This is a genomic window from Micromonospora tulbaghiae, assembly GCF_900091605.1.
Classification (GTDB): Bacteria; Actinomycetota; Actinomycetes; order Mycobacteriales; family Micromonosporaceae; genus Micromonospora; species Micromonospora tulbaghiae.
This window is the reverse complement of record NZ_FMCQ01000003.1, coordinates 505,259-525,079: the sequence shown is the minus strand read 5'-3', so window position 1 is coordinate 525,079 and position 19,821 is coordinate 505,259. Positions and strand designations below refer to the sequence as shown.

Here is a 19,821-nt window from a genome sequence, read left to right as displayed (position 1 = left end):
GTGAACGCCCGGTGACGGCCGTCCGGCGTCAGAGGCCCTCGACGTACCGCTTGGCGTCGGCGAGCGACATGTGCGTGTGCTCCCGCACCACCTTGATCGCCTGGATCTTCTTGCCCCGGTACAGCAGTCGCGCGGCCTCGGCCCGCACCGCCTCGTCGACGCCCTTTCCCGGTGCCGGCGGGCCGGGCGACCAGGTTCCGCCGGCTGCCAGCGCGTCCACCGCCCGCTTCGCGTCCAGCAGCGACAGCCCGGTCTGCTCGCGCAGCACCTTGACCGCCTCGACCGTACGCCCCGCGCGGGCCAGCCGAAGCACCTCGGCCTGCCCGTCGCCGGCCGGGCGATCCGGGGCGACCAGGTCCCGGGGACGGTCGCGCCGCAGCACGAGCAGGAGCAGGAATACCACCACGACGAGCGCCACCGCGAGCGCGATCTGGACAGCCGGGGACATGCCGGGAACGGTAGCGCCCCAGCGCGAACCCTCCCGCCCGGGACCCGCCGCCGCTACGCTCCGTTCCCATGAGCGACGCGAGTGAGCTGCCGTCCCGCGCCGACGTCGTGGTGGTCGGCGCCGGGCACAACGGCCTGGTCTCGGCGATCCTGCTGGCCCGCGCCGGCCTGGACGTCCTCGTGCTCGAGGCATCAGGGGTGATCGGCGGGGCGACCCGCACCGAGAACCCGTTCCCGAAGGTGCCGGGGCTGCGTCACTCCACCGGGTCGTACCTGCTCGGGCTGATGCCGCCGGAGCTGCTGGCCACGCTCGACGTGACCATCCCGGTGCTGCGCCGCGACCCGCACTACTTCCTGCCCACGCCGGGCGGGCTCGGCTCGCCGTACCTGCTGGCCGGCAGCGACGTCGCGGCCGGCCGGCGGCAGCTCGCGGAGATGTTCTCCCCCGCCGACGTGGCCGCCGACGACGCGTTGCACGCCGAGCTGGCCCAGCTGCGGGAGGACCTCGCCCCGGCGTGGCTGGCCGAGCCGCTGCCGGTCGAGGAGACCGCCGAACGCTACGTGCGGCCCGCGCTCCGGCAGGTCTTCGTCGACCTGGTCCGCGGCTCGGTCGCCGACCACCTGGCCCGCTTCGACTTCCGCTCCGAGCTGCTGGTCAGCATGTACGCGGTCACCGACGGCCTGTCCGGGCTCAACGCCGGCCCGGACGACCCGGGCACCGGCCACAACTTCCTGGTGCACAACATGTGCCGGCTGCCGGGCGCGGACGGCACCTGGATGATCACCCGGGGCGGCATGGGCACCGTGTCGCGCACGTTCGCCGAGGCCGCCGAGCGCGCCGGGGCGCGGATCGTGGCCGACGCGCCGGTCACCGCGATCCGGCTGGCCGGGGGCGTCGCCGCCGGGGTGACGCTCGCCGACGGCCGGGAGGTGGACGCCTCCGTGGTGCTCGGCGCCTGTGACCCGTACCGGCTGATGGAGCTGCTGCCCGACGGCGCGCTTCCGGCGGAGCTGGGCGCGCGGATGGCGGCGGTCCGCCGCCCCGGCACCACGCTCAAGCTCAACCTGGCGCTGACCGGGCTGCCGCGCTTCTCCTGCCTGCCCGACGACGCGCCGAGCCCGTTCGGCTCGACCATCCACCTGCTTCCCGGCTCGGCCTCGCTCGTCGGCGACGGCGGCGAGTCGCCGATGGCCGCGCTGCGCGGCATGTGGGCGGACGTGCGGGCCGGGCGGCTTCCGGACGAGCCGACCATCGAGTGGTACCTGCACACGACTGTCGACCCGTCGCTGTCCGACGACGCGGGGCACCACTCGTCGGCGCTGTTCGTGCAGTCGGTCCCCTACGAACTGGCCGGCACCACCTGGGACGCGGCTCTGCCCGGCTACGTGGAGCGGCTGATCGCGATCTGCGAGCGGTACGCCCCGGGCGCCGGTGACCTGGTCGCGGACGCGGTGCCGCTGCCGCCGCCCGGCATCGAGGCGCACTTCGGCATCACCGGCGGGCACATCCACCACGTCGACAACACGGTGTCGTTCACCGACCGGATGCCGTACGCGACGGGCGTGGACGGCGTGTACGCGGGCAGCGCCGGCTGCCACCCGGCGGGCAGCGTGATCGGCGCGGCCGGGCACAACGCGGCCCGGCGCATCCTCGCCGACCTGGGCTGAGTCCTCACGGGGTGTCGGGCGCCTCCTGGCCGGCGGGTGGGAGGTCGCCCGGCCCGCGGACCAGGTAGACGCCGACCAGCAGCAGGTACGCCAGCAGGCTCAGCACGGGGTCGACGAACACGATCGCGAACGCGACCAGGTAGAGCAGCGGACCGAGGCGGAACCGACGGGCCACCGCCCGCGCCAGCCTCGGGTCGAGGCCCGGCTGCAGCAGCCCGCGGCGGCGCGCCCACCACCAGCTCAGGTTGAAGAACAGCGCCTCACCGAGCACCACGCCCGCGTACAGCGCGGCGGTCAGCCGCTGGTCGTCGACGGTGCCGCGCAGGTTGTCCGCGAGCAGGTCGGCGGTGAACGGGATCGCCGCCACGAACATCAGCAGCAGCAGGTTCAGCACCAGCAGCATCTGATCGACCCGGCGGACGTAACGCCACATGTTGTGGTGGGTCAGCCAGACCTGGCCGACGATGGCGAAGGTGATCACGTACGCCAGGTAGGCGCGCCACTCGTGCGCCAGCGCGGCCGGCAGCCCGTCGTCCTGCGGCGTGTCCGGGTCGAACGACAGCAGTTCGACGGCCATCAGGGTGAGCACGATGGCGATCACCGCGTCGCTGAACGCCTCCACCCGGGAGGCGTCGCGTGCCATCTCGTTGCCGCGCCCGAACCGGTACGCCGGTTCCCTGTCCGCACCCGTCACGCTGCCCCCTCACGACCGATGGTCGCGTGCCGGGGGCAGCGGACGGGGCGGAAACCGTCAGATGGCCGCTTCCCCGGCCGGCGCCGGGGTCTCCGCGTCGGCGCGGTGCGCGCGGATCTTGTGCCCGACGCTGGTCAGGCAGCGCCCGCTGGCCAGGTCGAACTTCCAGCCGTGCAGCTGGCAGGTGAGCTGGTCGCCGTCGACGATGCCGAACCGGCTCAGGTCCGCCTTCAGGTGCGGGCAGCGCCGCTGCACCACCCAGCCGTCGAGCGTGATGTCCTCGGCGTCGACCGCCCGCTCGTGCTCGTCGTACCAGCCCTCGGCGTACTGGAGGCGCTCCTCGGACAGGCACTTGAAGAAGGCGTAGACGAACTCGTTGTACTGGCCGATGCGGGCCGCGGAGAAACGGCAGGACAGGAAGAGCGAGTTGACCCAGTCCACCTCGCCGATGTGCAGCAGGTGCTCGATCAGCGCCCGCTCGGTACGGAACCGGTAGCGGACCTTCTCGTCCGCGTACGGCCGGACCTCCTTGCCCGGGAAGTCCACCACGATGGATTCGACCTCGGCACCGTCGTAGCCGACCAGGTCGAAGCGGACCGGGCCGCCGACGCCCTTGGCCAGGTAGATCGACTCGTCCAGCAGCGGCTCGATCCGGCGCTTCATCTCGCCCAGCACGTCGACCTCGGGGTGCCGCCAGGACGCCTTCTCGGCCTCGATGACCGGGCGCTTGCGCTCCCGCATCTCCTCCAGGTGGGCGACCTTGTTCGCGAAGAACTCCTCCACCGGCACCGGGTGCGTGGTGGTCGCGCCCTCGGTGGTTACCTCCGAGACGCTGCCCGGCAGCAGCACGATGCCGTTGGTGCCGCCGACCTTGGCGTACTCGGCCAGGAACACCGACTGGTCGGGGAAGATGTTGCCCTCGTCGCCGAAGATGTCGTTGAACTGCCACAGCTCGTCGTCGAGGAAGCACGGCGGGCCGGCGATCGGGAAGACGTGGTCGGCCTTCAGGTCGTCGATGTACCGCCACGTGCGGTCGAACTGCCGGTCCCGCTTCTGCTTCCCGAACGCGGTCTTCGCCGCCTGCGGCAGCTCGTAGACCATCGGGTACCAGATCGCGCCGGAGAACTGGAGCATGTGCGCGTGCACGTGGCCCAGCTCGGCGAACACGCTCAGGTCGGTCGGCCGGGCGTCGTTCTGGTTGAGCAGCCGCACGCCGTCGTACTCGACCCAGAGCGAGGAGTCGCCGATCGGGCCGTCGGTCGGGCTGGTCAGGGCCTGAATCATGATCTTCAGGCCGCCCGGCAGCTCCACCACCTGCTCGTTCGGGGCCTTGAGGAACTTGGTGAAGCCCAGCTCCCGGAACTCGTCCTCCATCTCCGAGGTGGGGAACTCGGGCAGGAGGACGGTGGCGTCCTTGGACACGAAGTCACGCAGGTGCTTCGCGTCGAAGTGGTCCCGGTGCAGGTGCGACACGTACAGGTAGTCGACCTGGCCGAGGGTCGCCCAGTCGAGGAGGGAGTTGTCCGGGAAGGGGAACCACGAGGCGAAGTAGGCGGGGTTGACCCACGGGTCGCACAGGATGCTGCCCGCGGCCGTGTCGATCCGCATGCTGGCATGCCCCGTACCGGTCACTCGCACCGCAGTCCTCCTCAAAAAGGCATCAAGGTGTACGTCAAGACGCTACCGGAGGCAGTGTGCTCGCCGTCCCGCGACGCCGGTAGTGGCCATCCGCCCCCACCGGGACGGGACCAACGACCCGGGTCGGCCGGGCCCTCCACGGTCGCCCGCCCGGGTCATCCCCGGCACAGGAGGTCGGACCCTGCGCCGGGCCCGGTTGGGCGCGTGCCAGACTGATCGGAGATCCGATCGCGAGGGAAGGACCGACAGTGGCAGGAGACGAGCCGGTAACCGCGCCAGATCAGCACAAGCCCGGACACCGCAAGTCCGGACGGATCGGTGCGGTGCTGTCGGCGTTGGCCTTGGTTCTGATGGCGTTCTGCGGGATCGAGGAGGGCCGGGTGGAGCACATCTGGCTGTTCGGGATCGCCGGACTGCTGATCGCCATCGTCATCGGCGACGCCGTGCTGCGCCGCAACGGCCTGCGGTCCTGACGCGCGGCGCCCACGGTATTGCGCGAAGGGCCCGCCCCCTGTCCGGGGGCGGGCCCTTCGTCGTCTCGCGGCGGGGGTCAGCGGCCGAGCAGGATGTCCTGCACGTCCTTGAGCGCGGCGTCGACCTCGGCCTCGAAGTAGCCACCGGGCACCAGCCCGAAGCGCAGCGTGTCGAGTTCCTTCGGGTTCACCGGCATCGGGTTGCGTCCCTGCATGCCGCCGAGCAGCGTCTCGAAGAACCGGTCGACCTGGTCCGGGTCGTACCCGCTGCCGAACCGGCGGACCTGGAAGCTGCGCCGGATCTGGTCGACCCGGTGCAGGTCGCTGCCGGGCGGGCCGGCCATCGGCGGTCCCACCATCGGCGGACCGGCGACCGGCGGACCCACGAGCGGCGGGCCGGTCATCGAGGGACCCGGGCCGTAGCCCTGGTCCGGCGGACCGTAACCCGGATCGGGCGGGCCGTAGCCGGGCTCCGGCGCGCCGTAGCCCGGCTGCGGCAGCGCAGGCGGGCCGCCGGGGCCACGACCACGCAGCTCGCGCTCGGGCATGCGAATCTCGGCGGTCATGTCGGCGCGGGCACGCCGGCCGGCCTCGAACCCGTCGAACCGCTCCTCCTGGCCGTACCCACCGGGGCCGCTGTCCGGCGGACCGTAGCCACCCGGGCCGTTGTCCGGCGGACCGTAGCCGCCGGGGCCGCTGTCCGGCGGACCGTACCCACCCGGGCCGCTGTCCGGCGGGCCGTAGCCGCCGGGGCCGTTGTCCGGGCCGTAGCCGCCCGGGCCGGGCGGCAGGCCGCGCGGCGGCGGGCCGCCGTGTCCCATCGGCGCACCCGGGCCCATCGGGCCGGGGCCACCCGGGCCGCGGGGGCCGTCGTAGCCACCGCGCGGGCCGTCGTAGCCACCGGCGAACGCGCCGGTCGACTCGTCGTAGCGGTTGCCGTAGCGGTCGGCGGGCGGGCCGGGCTGAGCGGGCATCTGCCGGGGCGGCATCGGCGGCTGCGGCACCGGCGACATGCCCCGGTCGTCGCGCATCGGCGGGCCGAGCCGGTCGGCCATCCGGGGATCGCCACCGCGTCCGGCCGGTGCGCCACCGCGCTCCTCCAGCTCGGCGAGCTGCCGCTCGACCCGGTCGAGGTGCAGGTCGACCTGCCACTCGTCGTAGCCGTTGAACCGGACCCGGAAGACGACGTCGTGGACCTCCTGGGAGGCCACGGGCGCGCCGATCGGCTGGCCGTCGAGTGTCGCCTCGACCCGGTCCAGGAAGGCATCGACCTCGTCGACCTTGTAGCCCCGGCGGAGCGCCTTACGCCGGAAACGCTGACCCTGACTCGCCACTATGTCTCCTGGTCTCGTACCGCTACGCCGTTGCCGCGCGTGAGTCGCCGTCCGTGTCCCCGGCGGCGGCGAGCTGCCCACAGGCCCCGTCGATCTCGCGTCCCCGGGTGTCGCGCACCGTGGTCGACACCCCGGCGTCGCGCAACCGCCGGACGAACTCCCGCTCGACCGGTTTCGGGCTGGCGTCCCAGCGGCTGCCCGGAGTCGGGTTGAGCGGGATCAGGTTCACGTGGGCCAGCTTGCCGGCCAGTAGCCGCCCGAGCAGATCGGCTCTCCACGGCTGATCGTTCACGTCCTTGATCATCGCGTATTCGATGGACACGCGACGCCCCGTCGTGGCCGCGTAGTCCCACGCCGCGTCCAGCACCTCGGACACCTTCCAGCGCTGGTTGACCGGGACGAGTTCGTCGCGCAGCTCATCATCGGGGGCATGCAGCGACAGCGCAAGGGTCACCGAGAGGTCTTCGCTGGCCAGTCGGCGGATCGCCGGCACCAGGCCGACCGTCGAGACGGTGATGTGCCGCTGCGACAGGCCCAGCCCTTCCGGCGCCGGGGCGACCAGCCGGCGGATCGCCGCCACCACCCGCGAGTAGTTGGCGAGCGGCTCGCCCATGCCCATGAACACCACGTGTGACAGCCGCGGCGGCGACCCGGCCACCACGCCGGAGGCGGCCACCCCGGCCAGGTAGACCGCCTGGTCGACGATCTCGGCGGTGGACAGGTTGCGGGTCAGCCCGGCCTGGCCGGTGGCGCAGAACGGGCAGGCCATGCCGCAGCCGGCCTGGCTGGAGATGCAGACGGTCACCCGGTCCGGGTAGCCCATCAGCACGCTCTCCACCAGCGAGCCGTCGTGCAGCCGCCAGAGCGCCTTGCGGGTCGCGCCGTCGTCGCAGGCCAGCTCGCGCACCGGGGTCAGCAGGGTGGGCAGCAGCTCGCCGGCCAGCCGCTCCCGGGTCGCCGCCGGCAGGTCGGTCATCCGCTCCGGGTCGCGCACCAGGCGGCCGAAGTAGTGGTTGGAGACCTGCTTGGCACGGAACGCGGGCTCACCCAGCTCGGCGACGAGCGCCTGCCGGCCCGGCAGGTCCAGGTCGGCGAGGTGGCGGGGAGGCATCGCGGGCCGGCGGCCGCGGGCGTCGGGGTCTACGGAGATCAGCGGGAGACTCGTCATGGCGCGTCCAGTCTGACACGCTCCCGCCCGGACGCACCCGTCCGTACGTGTCGAATCGCCCCCGGCCACCCGGCCCGCAGCGGGTCGCCGCCGTGACGCATGCCTCAGCTCACCACCGGGACGAAGACGGCGAGCAGCAGGTACGCCACCGGCACGGCGAACAGGATCGAGTCGAGCCGGTCCATCAGGCCGCCGTGCCCGGGCAGCAGGTTGCTCATGTCCTTGACGCCGAGATCCCGCTTGATCATCGACTCGGCGAGGTCACCGAGCACCGCCGAGACCGAGATCGCCATCCCGAACAGCGCACCCCACCAGGGAGCCACGTCGAACAAGACCCACAGCAGCGCCGCGCTGCCCGCCGCCGCGGCGGTCACCGAGCCGGCGAAGCCCTCCCAGGACTTCTTCGGGCTGATCGTGGGCGCCATCGGGTGCTTGCCGAAACGCACACCCGCGGCGTACCCGCCGGTGTCGGAGAGCACCACAGCCACCAGCGTCACCAGCACCCGCAGGGCCCCGTCGCCGGGCGCCGCGGCGAGCATGGCCGCGAACCCGGCGAGGAACGGCACGTACACCGCGATCAGGGTGGCCGCCGTCAGGTCGCGCTGGTAGTTGCCGGGCCCGTCGCCCAGCCGCCAGATCATCGTGCCCAGCACCGTCACCAGCAGCCCGAGGCAGAGCGCGTCGGGGCCCGCGTACCAGGCCAGGCCCACGGTGATCACGCCACCGGCGACGAGCGGCGCCAGCGGCGGGTGGGCGCCGCTGCGGCGTACCGCGCGGGCCATCTCCCAGATGCCGATCCCCACCGCGGCCGCCAGCACGGCGAGGAACGCCGGCATGAAGAAGAACAGCGGCACCACGACCGCCGCGCCGAGGGCCACGCCGACGCCGATCGCGGCCGGCAGGTTGCGCCCCGCCCGGGACGCCTTCGGCACGGTGGTCGGCGGACGCTCCGCGCTCGCCCGACGGCGTCCCGGCCCGCGGCGGCCGGCCGGCGGCTCCGAGGCGGGTTCGTCGCGTACCGCCGGGATCTGCTCGGTGGGCTCGTCGCGCACCGGCGCGATCTGCGCGGTCGGGTACTCGTCGTCGCGGGCCGGCTCGCCCCACGGGCCGTCGTGCTCCGGCCCGCCGGGCCGGCCGCGGTCGCCGGCCGGCGGTCCGTCGTACCGGCCCGGGCCGTCGTGGTGCCGCGAGGTCGTCGGATACGGCCCGGCGTGCGTGTCGGGAGCGGTATACGTCTCCGGACCGGCGTACGCGTCCGCGCCTGCCCCGGGGCGGGCGTAGGTGTCCGGCTCGGCGGGGTGGGTGTGGGCGGCCGGGCCGGGTCGCCACGGGCCGGGCTCCAGATCGGTGTCCGGCCAGGGCAGGGCCGGGGCGGCCGGGCGGTCCCAGCCACGCGACTCGGTGTTGCCGTAGGGGTCGGGGTGGGACATCACGCACCGGCAGCCGGTACGAGAGCCACCACATGACGCAAGACCAAGACCATCCCCTACCGGCGTGAGACTTCCTGTTTTACCGACCGACGGCCGGGCGACTCCCGCCGTTCACCCCGTGGTGGTCGGGAATCGTGCCGAGCCTACTGCACCCGCCGCAGCGCCGAGGGTGTGCGCCGCCGGGCACGACGACGGCACCGGGCCGCCGCCCGGGCGGGCGACGGCGGCGCGGTGCCGTGCGAGGTACGCGGGTGCTCAGACCTCGAGCAGCTCGCTCTCCTTGTGCTTGACCAGCTCGTCGACGTTGGCGACGAAGCGCTGGGTCAGGTCGTCCAGCTCCTTCTCCGCGCGCCGGCCCTCGTCCTCGCCGACCTCGCCGTCCTTGACCAGGCGGTCCAGCTCTTCCTTGGCCTTGCGGCGGATGTTGCGGACGGCGACCTTGGCCTCCTCGCCCTTCTGCCGGGCGACCTTGATCATGTCGCGGCGCCGCTCCTCGGTCATCTGCGGCAGGACGATGCGGAGCTGGTTGCCCTCGTTGTTCGGGTTGGCCCCGAGGTCCGAGTCACGGATCGCCTTCTCCATGGCGCCCAGCTGCGAGTTGTCGTACGGCTTGATGATCACCATGCGCGGCTCGGGCACCGCGATGGACGCCATCTGCGGCAGCGGGGTCGGGCTGCCGTAGTAGTCGATGACGATCCGGGAGAACATGGCGGCGTTGGCGCGTCCGGTACGGATGCCGCCGAACTCCTCCTTGGCGTGCTCGATGGCACGCTCCATCTTCTCCTCCGCCTCGAGGAGGGTGTCGTCGATCACCGGTCTCCTCGCCTCCTTCTGTCGCTCGTCGTGTGTGGTGCGGGTGCTGCCGTGGCAGAGGGACCGCTGCCGGTCCGGCGGGCCGGTCAGGCGGTGATCAGGGTGCCGATCTTCTCGCCGCCGACGGCCCGGACGATGGTGTCGTCGCCCTGGGCGCCGAAGACCAGCATCGGCAGGCCGTTCTCCATGCAGAGGCTGAACGCGGCGGCGTCGGCCACCCGCAGGTTACGGCGCAGCACCTCGGAGAAGGTGATCGAGTCGAGCTTGCTCGCGGTCGGGTCGATCCGGGGGTCGGCGGTGTAGACGGCGTCCACGCCGTTCTTGCTCATCAGCACCACGTCCGCGCGGATCTCCAGCGCCCGCTGGGCGGCCACCGTGTCGGTGGAGAAGTACGGCATGCCGGCGCCGGCGCCGAAGATGACCACGCGGCCCTTCTCCAGGTGCCGGATCGCGCGCAGCGGGATGTACGGCTCGGCGACCTGGGCCATGGTGATCGCGCTCTGCACCCGGGTCTCGATGCCCTCCTTCTCCAGGAAGTCCTGGAGGGCCAGGCAGTTCATGACCGTGCCGAGCATGCCCATGTAGTCGGCGCGGGCGCGGTCCATGCCGCGCTTCTGCAGTTCGGCGCCGCGGAAGAAGTTGCCGCCGCCGACCACCACGGAGACCTGCACGCCGCGGCGTACCACGGTGGCGATCTGGCGGGCGATGCCCTGCACGACGTCGGGGTCGACGCCGATCGCGCCGCCGCCGAAGACCTCACCGGAGAGCTTCAGCACCACCCGGCGGGACCGACCGGGCGGAGGGGCGGTCGGGTCCTCCGCCGCCAGGCTCCGGTCACTCACAACCTGCGTCATCCGCCCCGCCCCTTCTCCCCGCGCATCGCGCGAGCGTCGCGTACGTGCCCCTGCCGACCCTATGTGACGAGGAGGCCGCGGTGCCTGTCGCGTACACCGGCGGCCTCCTCGTCGACGTTCTCCCCTGTGCCCGGGCCGGACGGCCCGGTGCGGCGGCTCAGGCCTGGCCGACCTCGAACCGCAGGAAGCGGGTCACCTCGATGCCGGCGTCGGCCAGCACCTGCTTGACGGTCTTCTTGTTGTCGGCGACCGACGCCTGCTCCAGCAGGACGAAGTCCTTGAAGAAGGCGTTGACCCGGCCCTCGACGATCTTCGGCAGCGCCGCCGCGGGCTTGTTCTCCTCGCGGGCGGTCTGCTCGGCGATGCGCCGCTCGGACTCGACGGTCTCGGCCGGCACCTCGTCACGGGTCAGGTACTTCGGCCGCATCGCGGCGATCTGCATCGCCACGGCGCGCGCATCCGAGGCAGCGGCCTCGTCGTCCGCCACCGACTGGCCGGCGCTCGCGCCGGCGGTGCCGGTGAACTCGACCAGCACGCCGACCGCCGGGGGCAGGTCCTGGCTCTTGCGGTGCATGTAGACCGCGGTGGTGCCGTCCAGCTTGGCGAAGCGGTTGAGCACCAGCTTCTCGCCGATCTTGGCGGACTGCTCCTGGATCAGGTCGGCCACGCTCTTGCCGTCGATGCTGCTGGCGAGCAGCTCCTCGGCGTTGGTGGCGCCGCTGGCCACGCCGTGCTCGACGAGCTGCTGGGCCAGCGCGATGAAGGCGTCGTTCTTGGCGACGAAGTCGGTCTCGCAGTTGAGCTCGAGCAGCGCCTGACCGGAGTGGGCGATGAGGCCGTTGGCGGCGGTGCGCCCGGCCCGCTTGCCGACGTCCTTGGCGCCCTTGACGCGCAGGATCTCGACGGCCTTGTCGAAGTCGCCCTCGGCCTCGGTCAGCGCCTTCTTGGAGTCCATCATGCCGGCGCCGGTGAGGTCGCGGAGCTTCTTGACGTCCGCGGCGGTGAAGTTGGACATGACTCTCTCTTCGGTGTCAGTGAGGTGGTCTGGGGTGCTGGTTACCCGATTCCGGGCCGGTTCTGCCCGGCGTACCCGTCGCGCCCCACCGCCGGGAATCGCCGACGGTGGGGACGCGACGGCGAGATCACTCCGCGGCGGCGGTCGCCGGCTGCTCGGCGGCGGGCGCGGGCTGCTCGGCGGCGGGCGCGGGCTGCTCCGTGGCGGCGGTCGCCGGCTGCTCGGCAGCGGCGGTCGCCGGCTGCTCGTCGGCCTTCTTCGGCTCCTCGAGCAGCTCGCGCTCCCACTCGGCCAGCGGCTCGTCGGCGCCGACCTGGCCGGCCTCGGGCTTCTCGTCCGCGCCCCGGTTACGGCCGGAGCGGGCGATCAGACCGTCGGCGACGGCGGCGGCGACGACCCTGGTCAGCAGCTCGGCCGAGCGGATGGCGTCGTCGTTGCCCGGGATCGGGAAGTCGACCTCGTCCGGGTCGCAGTTGGTGTCGAGCACCGCGATCACCGGGATGCCCAGCTTGCGAGCCTCGTCGACGGCGATGTGCTCCTTCTTGGTGTCGACGATCCACACCGCGGCGGGGAGCTTCTGCATGTCCCGCAGACCACCGAGGGTCTTGGTGAGCTTGATCTTCTCGCGGGAGAGCTGGAGCGTCTCCTTCTTGGTGTAACCGGCGGCGGTGCCGCTCAGGTCACCCAGGGCCTCCAGCTCCTTCATCCGCTGCAGCCGCTTGTACACGGTCTGGAAGTTGGTCAGCATGCCACCGAGCCAGCGGTGGTTGACGTACGGCTGGCCGACCCGGGTCGCCTGCTCGGCGATGGCCTCCTGGGCCTGCTTCTTGGTGCCGACGAACAGGATGCTGCCGCCGCCCGCGACGGTGGTGCGCACGAACTCGTACGCCTTCTCGATGTAGTCGAGCGTCTGGCGCAGGTCGATGATGTAGATACCGTTGCGCTCGGTGAAGATGAAGCGCTTCATCTTCGGGTTCCAGCGCCGGGTCTGGTGCCCGAAGTGCACACCGCTTTCCAGCAGCTGACGCATGGTCACGACGGCCATGGTGGGTTACTCCTACGTTGTCCCTGGTTGTCCGTCCGGCCGGCGGCCGGACGCCTGGCGCCCGGTCGCCGGCCAGGGTGGGCCCGGTAAGTCAGACCGGGACCAGGGAGGCCGTCGCCCCACGGAGGAGACCGTGGAGAGGGCACGCGAGGTCGACCGCGCGAGGCGGTCGCCAGTCGACCAGTGTACGCGCCCTCTCCGCTGCACGACCCCCGGGTGCGGAGCACGCCCGTGGTGTGCGGACTGCGGCCCGCGGTCAGCCGGCGGCGAGGGCGGCGGCGAGGAAGAGCACCAGGCCGACGGTCAGGTACGCCGTCGGCGGGCGCAGCCAGCCCCGGCTGCCGTCGGCGAGCGCCAGCCCGCCGGTACGCAGCCCGTACAGGCCGGTGCCGAAGATCGGCAGCCCGACCACCAGGAAAATGCCCACCACGACGTGCGACGTCGACACCGGGTCGCCGAACAGGCCGTGCAGCAACACCCGCACCGCCGGCACCTCCAGCACCAGCACCATCACCGCCAGCAGCACCGCCAGCGCGGGACGCCGGGTCCGGTAGACGCCGTCACCGGGCGGCGGCCCGTCCGGACGCGGCAGCACCGCGGGCATCGGACCGGTCGGCATCTCCAGCGGGTTCGGGGTCGCCATCGGCTGGGCCGGGCCACCCGGACGCTCACCGATCCGCAGCGGGGTGGCCTCACCGGGGTTCAGCCGCGCCGCGGCGGTCGGTTCGGCTCCTCCGTCCGGGCCCGTGGTTCCCGGTGCCGCCTCGACGACCGGGTAGCCGCCGATCGGGCTGAGCCGTGGCTTGTCGACGCCGCCGACAGCGCTCCGGGCGTCGACGCCAGGGCCGCCGGCCGGGTCGCTGCCGTGGGCGATGAGGCCGTACGGGTCGGTGCCGGCCGGGGCCGCGCCGGTCAGCGGGGCGGTCGCCGGCGTACCGAGCGAACTCGACAGCGGGTTCCCGTGCGCGGCGGTGCCGAGCGCGTCGACGCCGCTGCGGGACACCGCGCCGAGCGGGTCGTCCGCACCACGGGCCGCCGACTCGCGAGCCGCGCGACGGCCGGCGCGCGACCCGGGCAGCTCACCGGAGACCTCCGGGTCATCCGGCCGCTGCGACCGCCAGCTGCTCGTGTCGTCCACCAGCGGATCGGCGGAAGAGTACCGGCCCGGCTCGGCGTACCGGTTCTCACCGGCGCGCTGCTCGGGCGTGCCGTAGTCGTCGTCGCGGTAGCGGGGCTCGCCCGCGGCGCGCCAGTCCGACTCGTATCCCCGGTCGCCCCATCGCGACCCCTGCTCATCCTCGGAATAGCTCCGTCGTCCGTCCACGACCGGCACGGTATGCGACACGCACCAGCCGCGCCATTCGGGTCACCCGGGGATCGGCCCAGGTCAGCGCCGATATCGCCGGGTCGCCGACGGGACACGGTCAGTAGCCGTACGGCGTGAACGTCGGTGCGACGTCCGGGTACGGGAAGTCGTCGGCGAAAGCGGGCACCACCCACTCGCGGTTCAGCACGGCGACCAGGAAGTGAGCCAGGCAACCGTCGAACAGGTGCCACTCGCCGAAGTCCCTGGCCCCGTTCACGGTCACCCGCCACCGGTCCGGCGCGCTGCCCGGCTCGCGCAGCCAGTAGACCGTGTCCCCGTTGTCGGTCAGTGCGACCGCCGTCAGATTGTCGACCGGCGCGGGTAGCGCCTCACCGCTCGACGCGTACGCGCGCACCGTGTCGGCGGCCTCGGCGACACCGCGCGAGAGGTCCAGCCGCGGCACCGGATGACCGGGCGCGAGCACCGCCAGGAAGTCGTCGAACCTACCCGGGCCGTACCGGTCGACGAGATCCTTGTAGTCGCCGGGGAGCGCGAAGCCGAGCGAGCGCTCCACCGCCGGCCAGTTCGGCGGCGCGCTCAGCCGGGCGGGAGGCGGCACCATCCGCGCGAGCCGCTCGACGTACTGATTCATGCGAGTCTGAAGTCACTTCTGGTGACCCCGTACTCGTCGGGCACCACCAGGCAGCTGAATCGCCGGCCCGGGAGGCCGGACTCCTCGACACCCAGATTCAGGGCGAGCACGGCCGCATCCGTCTTCCGAAGCCTGGATCCGGCGTCCGCCTCGCGGAACTCCGCGATCCCGCCCCGCGTACCGACCACGACGTATTCGACTCTCCGGCCGGCGCCGTGTCCGTCGCGGTCATGGCGGGCATCCTGCAGCTGCCCACAGATGCCGCAGGTCGAAGCGTCGATGGACGTGTTCCGAGCCGTCACGGCGTTCCCTTCGCGGTCGCGTCGGCTCATCATGCCTCCGCATGGCCGCTCCGTAGCCGATCGGGCTCATGATCGTCGTTCCGTCCACAGGCGGCACCTTGTCCACAGGGCGGCCCTTCACGGCGCCCCTGATCGCGGCCGCCGGTCGCATCCTGGCCGGCATGACGAACCGGAACCGAGCCGTCGGAGCGTACGGCGAGCGGTGCGCGCTACGGCACCTGATCGAGACGGGCCTGCGCCCGGTCGCCCGCAACTGGCGCTGCCCCGAGGGCGAGATCGACATCATCGCCTGGGAGGGTCCGGTCCTCGCCATCTGCGAGGTCAAGACCCGCCGTGGCGAGCAGTTCGGCTCCCCCGCCGAGGCCGTCGTGCACGCCAAGGCCCGCCGGCTGCGCGGCCTGGCCGCGCGCTGGCTCGCCGAGACCGGCACCACCGCCGCCGAGGTCCGCTTCGACGTGCTCTCCGTCCGGCTCCCGGTCACCGGCCCCGCCCGCGTCGAGCACCTCCGCGGCGCGTTCTGACATGGGGTACGCGAAAGTGCTGAGCGTCGGCCTGGCCGGAGTCGCCGGGCATCTCGTCGAGGTCGAGGCCGACCTGGCTCCCGGCCTGCCCGCCGTGATCATCTCCGGCCTGCCGGACACCGCGCTGCACGAGGCGCGCGACCGGGTCCGCGCCGCGATCGTCAACTCCGGCCAGAAATGGCCCAACCGCCGCATCACGCTCAACCTGCTCCCCGCCACCCTGCCCAAGTACGGCTCGGCGTTCGACCTCGCCATCGCGCTCGCCGTCCTGGCCGGCTCGGGTGAGCTGCCGCCGGTCGCCCTGGACGCCACGGTCGTGCTCGGCGAACTCGGCCTCGACGGCGCGGTACGCCCCGTCCGCGGCACGCTGCCCATGGTCGCCGCCGCCGCCCGCGCCGGGCACACCCGCGTCGTCGTGCCCGCCGGCAACGCCGCCGAGGCCGCAGTCATCCCCGGCGTACGGGTGCACGCGGTCGACACGCTGCACCGGCTCGTCGCCCACGTCCGCGACGGCAGTCCACTGCTCGCCCCACCCGCCCACGTCCCGGCCGACGGCCCGGCCGGGCCCGACCTCGTCGACGTGGCAGGGCAACCGCTCGGGCGGCGCGCCCTGGAGATCGCCGCCGCCGGGGGCCACCACCTCGCCCTGTTCGGTCCGCCCGGCGCCGGCAAGACCATGCTCGCCGAGCGACTGCCGTCGATCCTGCCCGCACTGGACGACGAGGCCGCCCTGGAGGTCACCGCGCTGCACTCGATCGCCGGCCTGCTGCCGCCCGGCGGCGGGCTGCTGCGCCGTCCCCCGTTCCAGGCGCCGCACCACACGGCCACGGTGCCCGCGCTCGTCGGAGGCGGCTCCGGGCTGGCCCGGCCCGGCGCGGTGTCGCTCGCCCACCGCGGGGTCCTGTTCCTGGACGAGGCGCCCGAGTTCGGCAAGGGCGCGCTGGAGGCGTTGCGGCAGCCGCTGGAGAGCGGCCGGGTGCGGGTGGCGCGCACCCGGGGCGCCACCGAGTACCCGGCCCGCACCCAACTGGTGCTGGCAGCCAATCCCTGCCCGTGCGCGAAACCCTCCGGTGACGTCGACTGCGAGTGCCCGCCGCTGGCCCGGCGACGCTACCTGGGACGGTTGTCGGGCCCGCTGCTCGACCGGGTGGACGTGCAGGTCCAGCTGAAGGCGGTACGCGCGGCGGAGCTGCTGAGCACCGACGCCGCCCACGAGTCCTCGGCCACCGTCGCCGCCCGGGTCGTCGCCGCGCGGCACGCCGCCGCCGATCGCTGGGCGGCCACCGGGCACCGGGTGAACGCCGACGTACCCGGCCCGTACCTGCGCCGGCCGCCGTGGCACCTGTCCGCCCGGGTCACCACGGATCTGCGCCGCCGACTCGACACCGGTTCGCTGTCCGCGCGCGGCTACGACCGCGTACTCCGTCTCGCCTGGACCATCGCCGACCTGGACGGGCGGGACCGGCCCGGCCACGACGACGTTGCGGAGGCCATCCAGCTCAGGACCGGGGAGGTCGCGTGAGCGCCGACGATCGCCGGCTGGCGCGGGTCGCGCTCACCTGGCTCGCCGAGCCCGGCACCCGGTCGGTGTACGCCCTGGTCGAGCGGATCGGCCCGGTCGCCACGCTCGACCTGTTGCTGTCCGGCGAGGCCCCGGAACGGACACTCCGGTCGGCCGTCGCGGCGCGCGGCGTCTCCGGCGACGCCCGGGCGATCGCCGCGGAGGCGCTGGCCCGCGGCGAACGGCTCGGGGCCCGGCTGGTCACCCCCGAGGACGACGAATGGCCCACTCAGGTCGGCGACCTGCGCCGGCTGGCGCTGTCCGGGGCCACCCGGCGGGTCGACGTGGAGACCGACCCGCCGCTCTGCTTCTGGGTACGCGGAGCGTGGCCGCTCGGCGAGGCGCTGGCGCGCTCGGTGGCGGTCGTCGGCGCCCGGGCGGCCACCCCCTACGGCGCGCACATCGCCACCGAGTTGGGGTACGGCCTGGCCGACCGGGAGTGGACAGTGGTGTCCGGTGGAGCGTTCGGCATCGACGCCGCCGCACATCGCGGGGCGTTGACGGCGGGCGGGCGCACCGTGGCCGTGCTGGCCTGCGGGGTGGACCGCCCGTACCCGATGGGCAACGCCGCGCTGTTCGACCGGATCGCCGAGACCGGTCTGCTGGTGAGCGAATGGATTCCGGGCGCGGAGCCGCTGCGGCCACGGTTCCTCATCCGCAACCGGGTGATCGCGGCGGCGACGAGCGGCACGGTGCTCGTCGAGGCCGCCGCCCGCAGCGGCGCCACCCAGACGCTCAACCGGGCGCTCGGCCTGCGCCGCCCGGCGATGGTGGTCCCCGGGCCGGTGACCTCCGCCATGTCCGTCGGTGGGCACGAGGTGCTGCGGGAGCGGCCGGAGGCACGGTTGGTCACGAACGTCGCACATGTGCTGGAGGAGGTGGGGCGCATCGGGTACGACCTGGCCCCGCCCGCCCGGGCGCCCGAGCGCCCCCGGGACCGGCTCGACGAGGAGGCGACGCAGGTGCTGGAGGCGCTGCCCCGCCGCCGAGCGCTCGACCTGGAGAGCGTCGCGGCGCGCGCGGGCGTGGACCTGCGGACCGCCATGCGCAAGCTGTCCATGCTGGAGGAACTGGGGATGGTGGTACGCGGCGACGCTGGCTACGCGCTCGCGCCGCAGCCGGCCGCACGCACGTGAGCGCGTCAGTCGCCCTCGAACCGGATCTCGGCGTCGCTGCGCTCCGCACACCGGCGGGCGAGCCGGGCCAGCCGGTGGACGTGGTCGATCTCGACCGGCGCCCCGACCACCTCGGCCAGGCATCGCAGCTCGCCGAGGAGCTGCGGCATCCGTTCGGTGCCCACGGTCAGCTCGCCGAGCGGATCGACACGGTCCAGCAGCGGGGTCCGGCCACCGCCACGGACACGCTTGAGCAGGTCGAGCAACACGTCCTGGGGGTCCGCCACGACCTCGATCGAGACGTACGCGGGCCGGTGACGGCCATTGCCCGCCGAAATCTGCCGGTAGAGGACGGCGTCCACTCCCACTCTCGGCCCTCCTCGTACCGGCGTCACCGTCACGGGACGCGTTCGCCTGATCGCGGCCGGATCGACCCTCCGTCAGGGCCGGCTCGGCCACGCTGCCCGCCGGTCGCCGCACCGGAGCGTGCCGCAGCATGAGTTTCCCCTGTCCAGACCGGCTTCTGCCACCCCCCGATCAGCGCGTCGGCACGCATCCCACGCCGGAAGGAGGCGGGCGACGTGCCGGATGGCACACCCGACGGGCGACGGCCGACACCGCGACGACGGAGCGACGGCCGCGCCGGCACGGCGAACGGCGGTGCTCCAGCCTTACGCTGGGGCGGTGATCGCCGTCCGCATCCGCCGCCGCGACCGCGTGCGCCCGGACCGGGTGCCGCGGTGAGTCAGCGGCGGCGCGGCACCCGGGACGCGCACGAGGAACTGCCCGCGTCCATGCGCGAGGCGGTCGACGACTTCGCCGACCACCTGTCGCGGGTCCGCAACCGCTCCGTCCACACCGTCCGGGCGTACGTCACGGATCTCGTGTCGCTCCTGGACCACGCCGTCCGGATGGGCTGCGCCGAACTGTCGGAGCTGGACCTCGCCGTGGTGCGTAGCTGGCTGGCGAAGCAGCGGACCATGGGGGCGGCCCGGACGACGATGGCACGGCGCGCCGCCGCGGCCCGGACGTTCAGCGCCTGGGCGCACCGGACCGGCCTGCTCGCCGACGACGTGGCCGCGCCGCTGGCCAGCCCTCGGGCCCGGCGGGACCTGCCCACCGTGCTGCGCGCCGACCAGGCCGCTGCCCTGATGGAGGCCCCGTCGCCAGGTCCACCCGAGGCCGACCGCTCGACGGTCCACCCCGGCGGCGCCGGGCTCGGACGCGACCGCGGAACGGCCGCCGAGCCGGCCGGCGACGGCCCGCCCGACGCGGTGCTGCTGCGCGACCGGCTGCTGCTGGAACTGCTCTACGGCACCGGGGTACGCATCAGCGAGGCGTGCGGCCTGGACGTCACCGACGTCGACCAGGACCGCCGGGTGGTACGCGTGCTGGGTAAGGGCGGGCGGGAGCGGTCGGTGCCCTACGGAGTGCCGGCCCAGCGGGCGCTGGACGCCTGGCTGCGCGACGGCCGGCCCGCCCTGCTGACCCCGGGCTCGGAACGGGCGCTGCTGCTCGGGGCGCGGGGCCGGCGGCTCAACCCGACCACCGCGCGACGGATCGTGGCCGGCTGGACCGAGGCCGCCGGGGTGCCGCGGGTGACGCCGCACGGACTGCGCCACTCGGCCGCGACACACCTGCTCGAAGGAGGCGCCGACCTGCGCGCCGTGCAGGAGTTGCTGGGGCACTCGTCGCTCGCCAGCACCCAGATCTACACGCACGTCTCGGTGGAGCGGCTCCGGGCCGCGTACCGGCAGGCGCACCCCCGCGCCTGACCGCCGGGAG

20 protein-coding genes are annotated in these 19,821 nt (G+C 73.5%); 6 read left to right on the top strand and 14 right to left on the bottom strand.

The window, feature by feature from the left end:
• Positions 1-28: 28 nt before the first annotated feature.
• Positions 29-448, bottom strand: coding sequence for a 50S ribosomal protein L7/L12 (locus GA0070562_RS11410; protein ID WP_091419631.1), 420 nt, complete (start codon positions 446-448; stop codon positions 29-31).
• A gap of 68 nt (positions 449-516) precedes the next feature.
• Here GA0070562_RS11410 and GA0070562_RS11405 point away from each other — a divergent pair, with 68 nt between their 5' ends.
• Positions 517-2,115, top strand: a complete 1,599-nt coding sequence (locus GA0070562_RS11405) for a phytoene desaturase family protein (protein ID WP_091419629.1) — start codon at positions 517-519, stop codon at positions 2,113-2,115.
• A gap of 4 nt (positions 2,116-2,119) precedes the next feature.
• Here the strand turns inward: GA0070562_RS11405 and GA0070562_RS11400 are convergent, their stop codons facing one another.
• Both GA0070562_RS11400 and GA0070562_RS11395 read right to left on the bottom strand, forming a co-directional pair.
• On the bottom strand, positions 2,120-2,758 hold the full coding sequence (locus tag GA0070562_RS11400; protein WP_175438722.1) for a TMEM175 family protein: 639 nt from the start codon (positions 2,756-2,758) through the stop codon (positions 2,120-2,122).
• Between the two features lie 108 nt (positions 2,759-2,866).
• A complete protein-coding gene (locus GA0070562_RS11395) occupies positions 2,867-4,447 on the bottom strand; it encodes a Rieske 2Fe-2S domain-containing protein (protein ID WP_091419625.1) in 1,581 nt (526 codons plus the stop codon).
• Positions 4,448-4,695: 248 nt separating this feature from the next.
• Between GA0070562_RS11395 and GA0070562_RS11390 the strand changes: the two genes are divergently transcribed.
• Positions 4,696-4,920, top strand: a complete 225-nt coding sequence (locus GA0070562_RS11390; RefSeq protein ID WP_081635946.1) for a hypothetical protein — start codon at positions 4,696-4,698, stop codon at positions 4,918-4,920.
• A 77-nt stretch (positions 4,921-4,997) separates the two neighbouring features.
• Here the strand turns inward: GA0070562_RS11390 and GA0070562_RS11385 are convergent, their stop codons facing one another.
• The 10 genes from GA0070562_RS11385 to GA0070562_RS11340 all read right to left on the bottom strand — a co-directional run bounded on the left by GA0070562_RS11385 (position 4,998) and on the right by GA0070562_RS11340 (position 14,869).
• Positions 4,998-6,254, bottom strand: a complete 1,257-nt coding sequence (locus tag GA0070562_RS11385; RefSeq protein ID WP_091419623.1) for a DivIVA domain-containing protein — start codon at positions 6,252-6,254, stop codon at positions 4,998-5,000.
• A gap of 22 nt (positions 6,255-6,276) precedes the next feature.
• Positions 6,277-7,422, bottom strand: coding sequence for a dual-specificity RNA methyltransferase RlmN (rlmN, locus tag GA0070562_RS11380; protein ID WP_091419622.1), 1,146 nt, complete (start codon positions 7,420-7,422; stop codon positions 6,277-6,279).
• Between the two features lie 104 nt (positions 7,423-7,526).
• Positions 7,527-8,852, bottom strand: coding sequence for a phosphatidate cytidylyltransferase (locus GA0070562_RS11375; RefSeq protein WP_091419620.1), 1,326 nt, complete (start codon positions 8,850-8,852; stop codon positions 7,527-7,529).
• Positions 8,853-9,107: 255 nt separating this feature from the next.
• Positions 9,108-9,665: a ribosome recycling factor gene (frr, locus tag GA0070562_RS11370; protein WP_091419619.1), complete on the bottom strand. Its 558-nt coding sequence runs from the start codon at positions 9,663-9,665 to the stop codon at positions 9,108-9,110.
• Positions 9,666-9,751: 86 nt separating this feature from the next.
• A complete protein-coding gene (gene pyrH, locus GA0070562_RS11365) occupies positions 9,752-10,519 on the bottom strand; it encodes a UMP kinase (protein WP_013284607.1) in 768 nt (255 codons plus the stop codon).
• 157 nt (positions 10,520-10,676) lie between these two features.
• Positions 10,677-11,534 (bottom strand): translation elongation factor Ts, encoded by an 858-nt coding sequence (gene tsf, locus GA0070562_RS11360; RefSeq protein WP_091419617.1) that lies wholly within the window; start codon positions 11,532-11,534, stop codon positions 10,677-10,679.
• 127 nt (positions 11,535-11,661) lie between these two features.
• The gene (rpsB, locus tag GA0070562_RS11355; RefSeq protein ID WP_091419615.1) at positions 11,662-12,579 is read right to left on the bottom strand and encodes a 30S ribosomal protein S2; all 918 of its coding nucleotides are present in this window, start codon (positions 12,577-12,579) and stop codon (positions 11,662-11,664) included.
• Positions 12,580-12,835: 256 nt separating this feature from the next.
• Positions 12,836-13,903, bottom strand: a complete 1,068-nt coding sequence (locus GA0070562_RS11350; RefSeq protein ID WP_225853211.1) for a hypothetical protein — start codon at positions 13,901-13,903, stop codon at positions 12,836-12,838.
• A gap of 100 nt (positions 13,904-14,003) precedes the next feature.
• Positions 14,004-14,537, bottom strand: coding sequence for a hypothetical protein (locus GA0070562_RS11345; protein WP_091419612.1), 534 nt, complete (start codon positions 14,535-14,537; stop codon positions 14,004-14,006).
• Positions 14,534-14,869, bottom strand: a complete 336-nt coding sequence (locus GA0070562_RS11340) for a hypothetical protein (RefSeq protein ID WP_208577178.1) — start codon at positions 14,867-14,869, stop codon at positions 14,534-14,536. Before GA0070562_RS11340 ends, GA0070562_RS11345 begins: the two co-directional genes overlap by 4 nt.
• 131 nt (positions 14,870-15,000) lie before the next feature.
• Between GA0070562_RS11340 and GA0070562_RS11335 the strand changes: the two genes are divergently transcribed.
• From GA0070562_RS11335 to GA0070562_RS11325, 3 genes are read left to right on the top strand one after another with little or no spacing between them, the layout of a single operon-like run.
• On the top strand, positions 15,001-15,360 hold the full coding sequence (locus GA0070562_RS11335; RefSeq protein WP_091420226.1) for a YraN family protein: 360 nt from the start codon (positions 15,001-15,003) through the stop codon (positions 15,358-15,360).
• 1 nt (position 15,361) lies between these two features.
• Positions 15,362-16,882 carry a YifB family Mg chelatase-like AAA ATPase gene (locus tag GA0070562_RS11330; RefSeq protein WP_091419610.1) on the top strand — a complete coding sequence of 507 codons (1,521 nt, stop codon included), beginning with the start codon at positions 15,362-15,364 and terminating at the stop codon, positions 16,880-16,882.
• Complete coding sequence (locus GA0070562_RS11325) at positions 16,792-18,057, top strand: DNA-processing protein DprA (protein WP_393353188.1); 1,266 nt, start codon at positions 16,792-16,794, stop codon at positions 18,055-18,057. Before GA0070562_RS11330 ends, GA0070562_RS11325 begins: the two co-directional genes overlap by 91 nt.
• A 5-nt stretch (positions 18,058-18,062) precedes the next feature.
• On the opposite strand, the gene GA0070562_RS11320 is transcribed toward GA0070562_RS11325, so the two are convergent.
• The gene (locus GA0070562_RS11320) at positions 18,063-18,404 is read right to left on the bottom strand and encodes a hypothetical protein (protein WP_091419607.1); all 342 of its coding nucleotides are present in this window, start codon (positions 18,402-18,404) and stop codon (positions 18,063-18,065) included.
• Between the two features lie 426 nt (positions 18,405-18,830).
• On the opposite strand from GA0070562_RS11320, the gene GA0070562_RS11315 reads away from it, so the two are divergent.
• A complete protein-coding gene (locus GA0070562_RS11315; RefSeq protein ID WP_175438721.1) occupies positions 18,831-19,811 on the top strand; it encodes a tyrosine recombinase XerC in 981 nt (326 codons plus the stop codon).
• The last annotated feature ends 10 nt before the right edge of the window (positions 19,812-19,821 follow it).

Excerpts from the sequence above, each read along its gene's own strand:
- GA0070562_RS11410 (WP_091419631.1), bottom strand. The coding sequence starts at position 448 with ATGTCCCCGGCTGTCCAGATCGCGCTCGCGGTGGCGCTCGTCGTGGTG.
- GA0070562_RS11405 (WP_091419629.1), top strand. The coding sequence starts at position 517 with ATGAGCGACGCGAGTGAGCTGCCGTCCCGCGCCGACGTCGTGGTGGTC.
- GA0070562_RS11400 (WP_175438722.1), bottom strand. The coding sequence starts at position 2,758 with ATGGCACGCGACGCCTCCCGGGTGGAGGCGTTCAGCGACGCGGTGATC.
- rlmN (WP_091419622.1), bottom strand. The coding sequence starts at position 7,422 with ATGACGAGTCTCCCGCTGATCTCCGTAGACCCCGACGCCCGCGGCCGC.
- GA0070562_RS11375 (WP_091419620.1), bottom strand. The coding sequence starts at position 8,852 with ATGTCCCACCCCGACCCCTACGGCAACACCGAGTCGCGTGGCTGGGAC.
- pyrH (WP_013284607.1), bottom strand. The coding sequence starts at position 10,519 with ATGACGCAGGTTGTGAGTGACCGGAGCCTGGCGGCGGAGGACCCGACC.
- tsf (WP_091419617.1), bottom strand. The coding sequence starts at position 11,534 with ATGTCCAACTTCACCGCCGCGGACGTCAAGAAGCTCCGCGACCTCACC.
- rpsB (WP_091419615.1), bottom strand. The coding sequence starts at position 12,579 with ATGGCCGTCGTGACCATGCGTCAGCTGCTGGAAAGCGGTGTGCACTTC.
- GA0070562_RS11345 (WP_091419612.1), bottom strand. The coding sequence starts at position 14,537 with ATGAATCAGTACGTCGAGCGGCTCGCGCGGATGGTGCCGCCTCCCGCC.
- GA0070562_RS11340 (WP_208577178.1), bottom strand. The coding sequence starts at position 14,869 with ATGAGCCGACGCGACCGCGAAGGGAACGCCGTGACGGCTCGGAACACG.
- GA0070562_RS11335 (WP_091420226.1), top strand. The coding sequence starts at position 15,001 with ATGACGAACCGGAACCGAGCCGTCGGAGCGTACGGCGAGCGGTGCGCG.
- GA0070562_RS11330 (WP_091419610.1), top strand. The coding sequence starts at position 15,362 with ATGGGGTACGCGAAAGTGCTGAGCGTCGGCCTGGCCGGAGTCGCCGGG.
- GA0070562_RS11315 (WP_175438721.1), top strand. The coding sequence starts at position 18,831 with ATGCGCGAGGCGGTCGACGACTTCGCCGACCACCTGTCGCGGGTCCGC.